The sequence below is a fragment of the Collinsella sp. WCA1-178-WT-3 (M1) genome (genome assembly GCF_009696325.1).
Taxonomy (GTDB): domain Bacteria; phylum Actinomycetota; class Coriobacteriia; order Coriobacteriales; family Coriobacteriaceae; genus Collinsella.
In genome coordinates this window covers 75,800-83,559 of record NZ_VUME01000008.1, presented here as the reverse complement: position 1 = coordinate 83,559, position 7,760 = coordinate 75,800, and the positions used below count along the sequence as shown (strand labels likewise).

Below are 7,760 nucleotides of genomic sequence, written 5' to 3'. Positions count from 1 at the left end.
CATCTCCACCATTCCTTCAACTGGGAAAATGGCGCCCCCGGGGCCCGAGAGGGGCCGCGGGGGCGTTCGGTTAACTGCGGGAGCGAGCCATCAGCTCAATGTGTTCGGCTGAGATCGGAAATCAACCCAAGTCTAAAATTGTATCTGCGAGCTGGGGTTTTTTTAGAACGGGAAGTTCTTGCGTGCCCGCTGTGCTCACTATCCAGGCCTTGTTGGTATCGGTCCCAAAGCCCGAATCGGCGCGCGAGACATCGTTGGCGATAATGGCATCGCAACCCTTGCGCACGAGTTTGCGCTGCGCGTACTCCACGACGTTATCGGTCTCGGCCGCAAAGCCGATTACACGGCGATCGCCCTTTTGGCGTGAGAGTTCGGCCAGGATGTCAACGGTCTCGACGAGCTCAATTCGATCCAGGCGCTCGTTGGCCTTTTTGAGTTTATGGTCCGCCGGGGCCGCAGGCGTGTAGTCGGCGACGGCGGCGGCACAAATGGCCGCGTCGGCCGTCTGAAAGGCGCTCAGCGCCGCCTGCAGCATCTCTGCGGCGGTCTGCACGCGCACGCACGCTACACTGCGGGGAACGTCGAGCGATGTCGGTCCCAGCACGAGCGTGACGGCGGCACCGCGGCGCGCGGCCTCCCCCGCCAGGGCGATGCCCATCTTGCCCGATGACCGGTTGCCAATGAAGCGCACGGGGTCGATCGGCTCGTGCGTGGGGCCGGCGGTGATCACGATGCGCTTGCCCACAAGGTCCTGAGGAGCGGGGTCGAGCAGCTTGCAGACGGCCTCGACGATGTCCTCGGGCTCGCTCATGCGTCCCGTGTCCACATCGCCACAGGCAAGGTAGCCGCTACCCGGACCCACAACGTGGACACCGCGCTCGCGCAGCGTGGTCATGTTGGCCTGCGTGGCCGGCGCCTTCCACATGCCATTGTTCATGGCCGGCGCGACCACGATAGGACGCGGCGTGGCAAGCAGCGTGGTGGAGATGAGGTCATCGGCGATGCCGTTGGCCATCTTGGCGATGATATTGGCCGTCGCGGGCGCCACGACCACCAAGTCGGGCTCCTGCGCCAGCGAGATATGGTGGATGGGGTCGGAGGGGTCGTCGAACAGACCTACAGCGACCGGCTCGCCCGTGAGCGCGCGAAAGGTGAGCGGGCCCACAAACTCCGTGGCATGCTCGCTCATAACGACCTTGACGCGGGCGCCGCGCTTTTGCAGCAGGCGCACGATATTGCACGACTTATAGGCGGCGATCCCGCCGGTAATGCCCAGCAGGATCGTTTTTCCCTCAAGTTGCATTGAATGGTCGGGTGCCGTCGTCATTGCTAGGCTTCCTTGTTGGGGAGCACGAGCAGGCGGTGGCAGTACGGGCAGTGCGTAATCTCACTACCGTCGTGGTTGAGGTCGCTCATGGACGACGCCTGCAGCGCGGTGTGGCAGACGGTGGGGATGTTGCCCTTAATGGTCTCGACGGCCAGGCCACGGAACTGCTTGAGCAAACGCTCGTAATCGGTGAGGACGTCGGCGGGCAGCGTGGCGGCGAGCGCGGTGCGCTCCTTGGAGGCGGCATCAATCTGGGCCTGCAGGTCGGCGGCCTTGGCACGGGCAGCCTTGGTGTCGGCCTTCACGCCCTCCTCGAATTTGGCGATGATGGCCTGCGCGCGAGCCTCACGGTCGAGCGCCTCCTTGTGGGCGACAACGACATCCTTGCGGGTGTGCTCAATCTTGTCCAGGCGCTTGGCCAGGGTGGCGAGCTCGTTTTCCAGATCCTGGACCTCGCGGTAGTCAGAGCCGTCGACGTGGCGTTTCTTGGCGGCCTCGATGGCGTTGTTGGTCTGGATCTCGGTGGTGTTGAGATCGTCCAGCTCAATGTCGAGGTCCTTGCGCTGAGCATAGAGCTTGGTCATTTCGGACTTAAGCTTTACATAGGTTTTGCGCTTTGAGGCGAGCTCCTTGAGCTCCGGCATATTGGCAAGCTCGCTCTTGTTGCGGGCGAGCTCCAAATCGATTTGTTGCAGCTTGAGTAGCGTAGCGCCGGCGCTCATAAGTTCTCTCCTTTTGTCACAGTCCACCATTGGCAAGGGTTCAGTATTTTAATCGCATGACGGGGGTCGATCCCGGCGTCAACCGCAGAGTTCATCAAGATATCCACGAACGGCTCCTCGGAGCGATCGTGGCCGAGCAAGATCACGCTCAGCCCGCGCAAGGCAAGGTCTTGCGCCACGTGATAGCCCGCCTCGCCCGTCACGATGACATCCGCACCGGCGGCGATGGCAAGCTCGCCAAAGTCGCCGAGGGAGCCGCCCAGAATGGCGACGGTGCGGCACGGGCGCTCGGCATCGCCCCATACGCGTGGGTCGCTGCCAAAGGCCGTGGCAGCACGGGCGGCAAGATCGCGCAGCGTGCACGGGTCGTTGAGTGTTGCAAGCGCGCCCAGGCCGCAGGCCTCGGGGTCGTCCACGTGCTCCAACGAGCTTGCAGGCGCCGCATCCAACAGCTTACTTAGGCGGATACGCGCCTCGTGCGAGCGGTCCAGGTTGGTGTGGAGCGAGATAATGCTCACCCCGCAGCGGGCCGCCTCGTAGAGCGCCGCGCTGCACTGGGGGCGCGTTGCGCTGGGCGGGCAAAACGATTCGGGCGCCTTGATGTAGACGGGATGATGCGTGAGCAACACGTTGGCTCCGGCTTCCAAGGCGCGCTGCGCGTTGTCCCTGGTAGCGTCAAGCGCGCAGGCAACGCCGCGGATCTCGTCGTCGGGGTCGCCAACGGATAAGCCTACGTGGTCCCAGGGCTCGGCGTCCGTCTTGGGATAGCGTGCCAGCAGGGCGCGCTCGAGCTCGGCGACGATCATGCGGCACCTACGATCGTGAGCAGCGTCTGGGCAAAGTCGTCCAGATCGCTCGGATTCACGCGGTCATCGAAGGAGATGCGCAGTGCGCCCAGCGCCTGCTCGCGACCAATGCCCATGGCGCTGAGCACGTGGCTCGGGTCCATGCTGCCGCTCGAGCAAGCCGATCCGGCCGACACCTCAAAACCGGCGGCGTCGAGCTTGATGATGAGCTCCTCGGAGTCCATGCCGTCAATATAGATCGATACCATGCCGGGCAGACGGTCGGCCTGCGTGTAGTCGCCCATGGTGGCGTGAATGCGCGGATGGGCCGTGAGCGTGGCGTAGAGCTTGTCGGAAAGGGCTTGCAGCTTCTCGCGCTCCTGAGCCACATGGGGCGCCAGAGACGAGGCGGCAGCGGCAAAGGCCAGCTGCGTGCGCAGGTCCTGCGTGCCGGCACGACGTCCGGCTTCCTGTCCTCCGCCAAAGATGCGGGGGCGCAGCGGCGTGCGGTTTTTTAGGTATAACGCGCCGGAGGCTACGGGGCCGCCAATCTTGTGTGCTGCAACGGTCATAGCATCGACGCCCAGCTCGGTCACATCGAGCGGAATATGCAGATAGCCCTGGATGGCATCGGTGTGGAACAGGGCACCCGCGGTGTGCGCAGCCGCGGCAAGCTCGCGCGTAGGCTGTACCACACCGGTCTCGTTGTTGGCGGCCATGATGCTCACGAGCGCGACGTCGTCGCCCAACAAGTCGCTCAGCTTGGCAGGCTCGATGTAGCCCGCACGGCAGGGCTGCACCAAGTCGACGGTAAAGCCCGCGGCTCGCAGCAGCGATAGGTTGTCCAGGATCGAATCGTGCTCGATCGCAGACACGATCACGCGCTCGCGCTTACGATCGCGCTGACGAGCACCCTCGGCAAGTCCGAGGAGCGCCAGCTGGTTGGCCTCGGTGCCGCCGTTGGTTAGAACAATCTCGGACGGGCGAACGCGTGTGCCAAAGCTGCGGGCGATCTCGCGGCGTGCAACCTCCAGACGTGCGGCAGCCTTGCGGCCGAGCGAGTGCAGCGAGTTGGGGTTGACGCCGGCAAGCTCGCTTTCGTCGTACTCGCGCTGCGCAAGGAGCGCCTCGGCGCGCATGGGCGTCGAGGCGGCATAGTCAAGATTCACGGGTATGCGGTTTTGACCTGCGGTCATAAGGGTTTATGCCTCCTGTGCGGCCTCGTTGCCCAGCTTCTGCAGCAGCGCAACCTCGGCGGCGGGATCTTCGGACTTAAATACGGCGGAGCCGGCTACGAGTACGTTGGCACCGGCCTTGACGACCTCGGCGATGTTTTTGGAAGAGATGCCGCCGTCGACCTCGATCATGGGCGACACACCGTGGCGCTCGCACATGGCCTTGAGCTCGTGGAGCTTATGCAGCGTGCCCGGGATAAAGCTCTGGCCGCCAAAGCCGGGGTTCACGCTCATGAGCAGCACCATGTCGACGACCTCGATGATGCTCTCGAGCACGCAGACGGGGGTGGCGGGGTTGAGCACCACGCCGGCCTTGACGCCGCGTTGCTGTAGGTGCGTGAGCGTGCGGTGCAGGTGCGTGGAGGCCTCGTAGTGCACGGTGATCATATCGGCGCCGGCGTCGGCATACCAATCGACGGTCTCGTCGGGGTTCGACACCATCAGGTGCGCGTCGACCGGCACCTTGGTGGAGCGCTTGACGGCCTTGAGGATATCGACTCCAAAGGTGAGGTTGCCGGTAAAGTGACCGTCCATGACGTCGAAGTGCACATAGTCGGCACCGGCGATCTTGTCGAGCTCGCCCTTGAGGTTGGCCATGTCAGCCGAAAGGACGGACGGAGCGATTTTGATGGAACCCATGGTAGTAGCCTTTCTGCGCTAGTCGGTGAGTCCGTAGAACTCTTGAGAGGGGACGCGGTCGGTAAGGATCTCGAGCGCCCTATCCAAAGTAACACCCTTGTAGAGCGTTTGCTCCACGGCAAAGGTGAGCGGAATGTCTACGCCCAGCGAACGGGCGAGCTCGCTCACGCTGCGGGCGGCGACGGCGCCCTCGACCACCATATGCGTGCGCGCCTGGTACTCGTCGAGCGATACGCCGTGGGCAAACTCGTAGCCAAAGGTGCGGTTGCGCGAATGCTCGGAGGTGCAGGTGGCAATAAGGTCACCCATGCCGGCAAGACCCATACAGGTCATGGCCTGGCCGCCGCGGGCGTGCACCAGTCGGCTGATTTCTGCCAGGCCGCGCGTCATGATAAGGGCGAGCGTGTTGTCGCCTGCGCCGGTACCGGCGGAAATACCGCACACGATGGCGATGACGTTTTTCATGGCGCCGCAAACCTCGACGCCGGTCATGTCCTGCGACAGGTAGATGCGGAAGGCCGTGGATAGGAGCAGGTCCTTAAAGGTCTCCCCTACCTGCGAGTCTTTGCTGGCGATGACGGCGGCGGAAAGTCCGCCGCGGCATATCTCCTCGGCATGGTTGGGGCCCGAGAGCGCCGCCACACGCGCCTCGTTGCCGATCTCGCTGGCGATGACCTCGCTCATGAGCATGCCGGACTCGGGCTCGATGCCCTTGGTGAGGCAGAGCACCGGGGTGTCGGCGGCGATAAAGGGTGCCGCCTGGTGGCAGACGCCACGCAGGTGCGTCGAAGGCACGGCAAAGATGATGGCATCGGCACCGTCGAGCGCCTGGGCCAGGTCCGTCGTGGCGACAACGTTTTCCGGCAGCACGTAGTCCACCAGATAGCGCGGGTTGCGGTGCTCGCCGTTAATGCCGGCGGCCGTCTGCTCACTATGGGCCCACATGGTCACGCGCTCGGCTCGCGCGGCGGCAAGGCCGGCGACGGCGGTTCCCCAGGAGCCGGAGCCAATCAGCGCAACATTCATGACTCTCTCCTACTTATCGTCGGGCTCGGTGACGCGCTTGGTAAACGAGAGCTTGGATTCCTTACCCGTCATGAGCTTTTTGATGTTCGCGCGATGGGCCCACACCACGGTGATGCCGATCATCGCCATGCAAAACTTGAGGCCCAGGCTGCTGTACGGAAAGACCGCGCAGGCGGCGATGGGAAGACCGATGGCCGCGGCAAGCGAGCCCACCGAAACATACTTGGTGATGGCGACGGCCACGATAAACATGCCCAGCAGCGAAAGTCCGATGGGCCAGTACCAGGCGAGTATGACGCCCAGCCCCACGGCAATGCCCTTGCCGCCGTGGAAGTTGAGGTAGGGCGAGAATATGTGGCCCCACACGGCAGCCAGGCAAATGACGCCGAGCATCCAGTCGCCGGCGGCACCGGGAGCCATGATGCTCACCGGGAAGCCATAGCCCACGCTCGCGATGAGCGGGCGCGCGATAAGGACGCAGATGGCGCCCTTCAAGCAGTCGAGCAGCAGCGTGAGCGCCGCGACCTTGGGGCCGGCTACGCGCAGGGCGTTGGTGGTGCCGATGTTGCCGGAGCCCGCCTTGCGAATATCCGTGTGGTTGAACACGCGGCCCAGGATCAGGCCAAACGGAATCGCTCCGATAAAGAACGAGACCACGGCGCAGATGACGGTCAGAAGAATCGGATTATGCATCCTTTTGCTCCTTCTTCCTAAAGAAGAGTCGAATGGGCGTGCCGGAAAAATCGAAGGTCGAGCGCATACGGTTCTCCACGTAGCGCTGGTAGGTGTCGTTGACCAGGTCGCTGTGGTTGACGAAGAACGTAAACGTCGGCGGGTTGACGCCCGTCTGGGTCACGTAGTGCATGCGCAGGCGACGCTTGCCGTCCACCACGGTGTGGCCAAACTCGCGCAGGTCGGTAAGGAAGGTGTTGAGGCGCGAGGTGGTGATCTTTTGCGAGCGCGTCTTCTCGGCGGCGTCGACCATTGCCCAGATTTTCTCGACGCCACGGCCGGTCAGGGCCGAGATGCGCAGGTACTGGGCCCAGGGAGCCATGACGCCCAGACGGCGGTCGACGGTCTCCATGCAGGCCTCGCGCTTGCGGTCGTCGTCGAGCAGATCCCACTTGTTGAGCAGTACGACGATGGCGCAGCCGCGTTCGATGGCCAAGCCCATGACCTTCTGGTCCTGCTCGGTAACGCCCACGGAGGCGTCGACGACGAGCAGTGCCACGTCAGCACGGTCGATGGCGCGCAGGCCGCGGACCATGGAGTAGTACTCGATGTTCTCGTACACGGTGCTTTTCTTGCGAATACCCGCGGTGTCGACCATGCGGTAGTGCTTGCCGTTGCGCTCCACGACGGTGTCGATGGCGTCGCGCGTGGTGCCGGCGATGTTGGACACGATAGAGCGGTCGGCACCCAGGATGCGGTTGAACAGCGAGGACTTACCGGCATTGGGGCGGCCGATGATGGCGACGTTCAGCGCGTCGGGGAACTCGTCGGCGACCTCGTCCTCCTCCTCGGGCAACAGGGCAACGATGTCGTCGAGCAGATCGCCCGTGCCGTGGCCGTGCAGGGCCGAGAGCGGCGTTGGCTCGCCGATACCGAGCGAATAAAACTCCCAGATGCTGTCGTTTTCGCGATCGGGATTGTCGAGCTTGTTCACCAGCAGAAAGACCGGCTTGTCGCAGCGCTTGAGCATGCGGGCGACCGACTCGTCCTCCTCGGTGACGCCGGTGCGACCGTCGACCACAAACAGGATGACGGCGGCTTCCTCGGCGGCGGCGAGGGCCTGGTCACGGATGGACGTGGCAAAGACGTCATCGCTCTTGAGCGGCTCGATGCCACCCGTGTCGACGATGGTGAACTCGCGGCCGTTCCAGTCGGCCGTGTGGTAGGAGCGGTCGCGCGTTACGCCGCGGGACTCATGGACGATGGCGTCCGAGGTCTGGGCCAGGCGGTTAACGAGCGTGGACTTGCCCACGTTGGGGCGTCCGACGACGGCGACGATAGGTTTCATCTGCAC

General features: G+C 63.9%; 8 protein-coding genes. All 8 read right to left on the bottom strand.

The window, feature by feature from the left end; translation table 11 throughout:
* Positions 1 to 121 precede the first annotated feature (121 nt).
* The 8 genes from coaBC to der are packed head-to-tail and all read right to left on the bottom strand — an operon-like array spanning position 122 to position 7,754.
* On the bottom strand, positions 122 to 1,327 hold the full coding sequence (coaBC, locus tag FYJ40_RS06405) for a bifunctional phosphopantothenoylcysteine decarboxylase/phosphopantothenate--cysteine ligase CoaBC (RefSeq protein ID WP_229770696.1): 1,206 nt from the start codon (positions 1,325 to 1,327) through the stop codon (positions 122 to 124).
* 2 nt (positions 1,328 to 1,329) lie between these two features.
* Entirely contained in the window at positions 1,330 to 2,049 is a 720-nt protein-coding gene (locus FYJ40_RS06400; RefSeq protein ID WP_154516445.1) for a zinc ribbon domain-containing protein, read from the bottom strand.
* Positions 2,046 to 2,855 carry a Nif3-like dinuclear metal center hexameric protein gene (locus tag FYJ40_RS06395; RefSeq protein WP_154516448.1) on the bottom strand — a complete coding sequence of 270 codons (810 nt, stop codon included), beginning with the start codon at positions 2,853 to 2,855 and terminating at the stop codon, positions 2,046 to 2,048. Before FYJ40_RS06395 ends, FYJ40_RS06400 begins: the two co-directional genes overlap by 4 nt.
* Entirely contained in the window at positions 2,852 to 4,030 is a 1,179-nt protein-coding gene (locus FYJ40_RS06390) for a cysteine desulfurase family protein (protein ID WP_154516451.1), read from the bottom strand. Before FYJ40_RS06390 ends, FYJ40_RS06395 begins: the two co-directional genes overlap by 4 nt.
* A 6-nt stretch (positions 4,031 to 4,036) precedes the next feature.
* A complete protein-coding gene (gene rpe / locus FYJ40_RS06385; RefSeq protein ID WP_154516454.1) occupies positions 4,037 to 4,708 on the bottom strand; it encodes a ribulose-phosphate 3-epimerase in 672 nt (223 codons plus the stop codon).
* A gap of 18 nt (positions 4,709 to 4,726) precedes the next feature.
* Complete coding sequence (locus FYJ40_RS06380) at positions 4,727 to 5,734, bottom strand: NAD(P)H-dependent glycerol-3-phosphate dehydrogenase (RefSeq protein ID WP_154516457.1); 1,008 nt, start codon at positions 5,732 to 5,734, stop codon at positions 4,727 to 4,729.
* Positions 5,735 to 5,743: 9 nt separating this feature from the next.
* The gene (gene plsY / locus FYJ40_RS06375; protein WP_154516460.1) at positions 5,744 to 6,427 is read right to left on the bottom strand and encodes a glycerol-3-phosphate 1-O-acyltransferase PlsY; all 684 of its coding nucleotides are present in this window, start codon (positions 6,425 to 6,427) and stop codon (positions 5,744 to 5,746) included.
* Entirely contained in the window at positions 6,420 to 7,754 is a 1,335-nt protein-coding gene (gene der, locus FYJ40_RS06370; protein WP_154516463.1) for a ribosome biogenesis GTPase Der, read from the bottom strand. Before der ends, plsY begins: the two co-directional genes overlap by 8 nt.
* Positions 7,755 to 7,760: the final 6 nt, after the last annotated feature.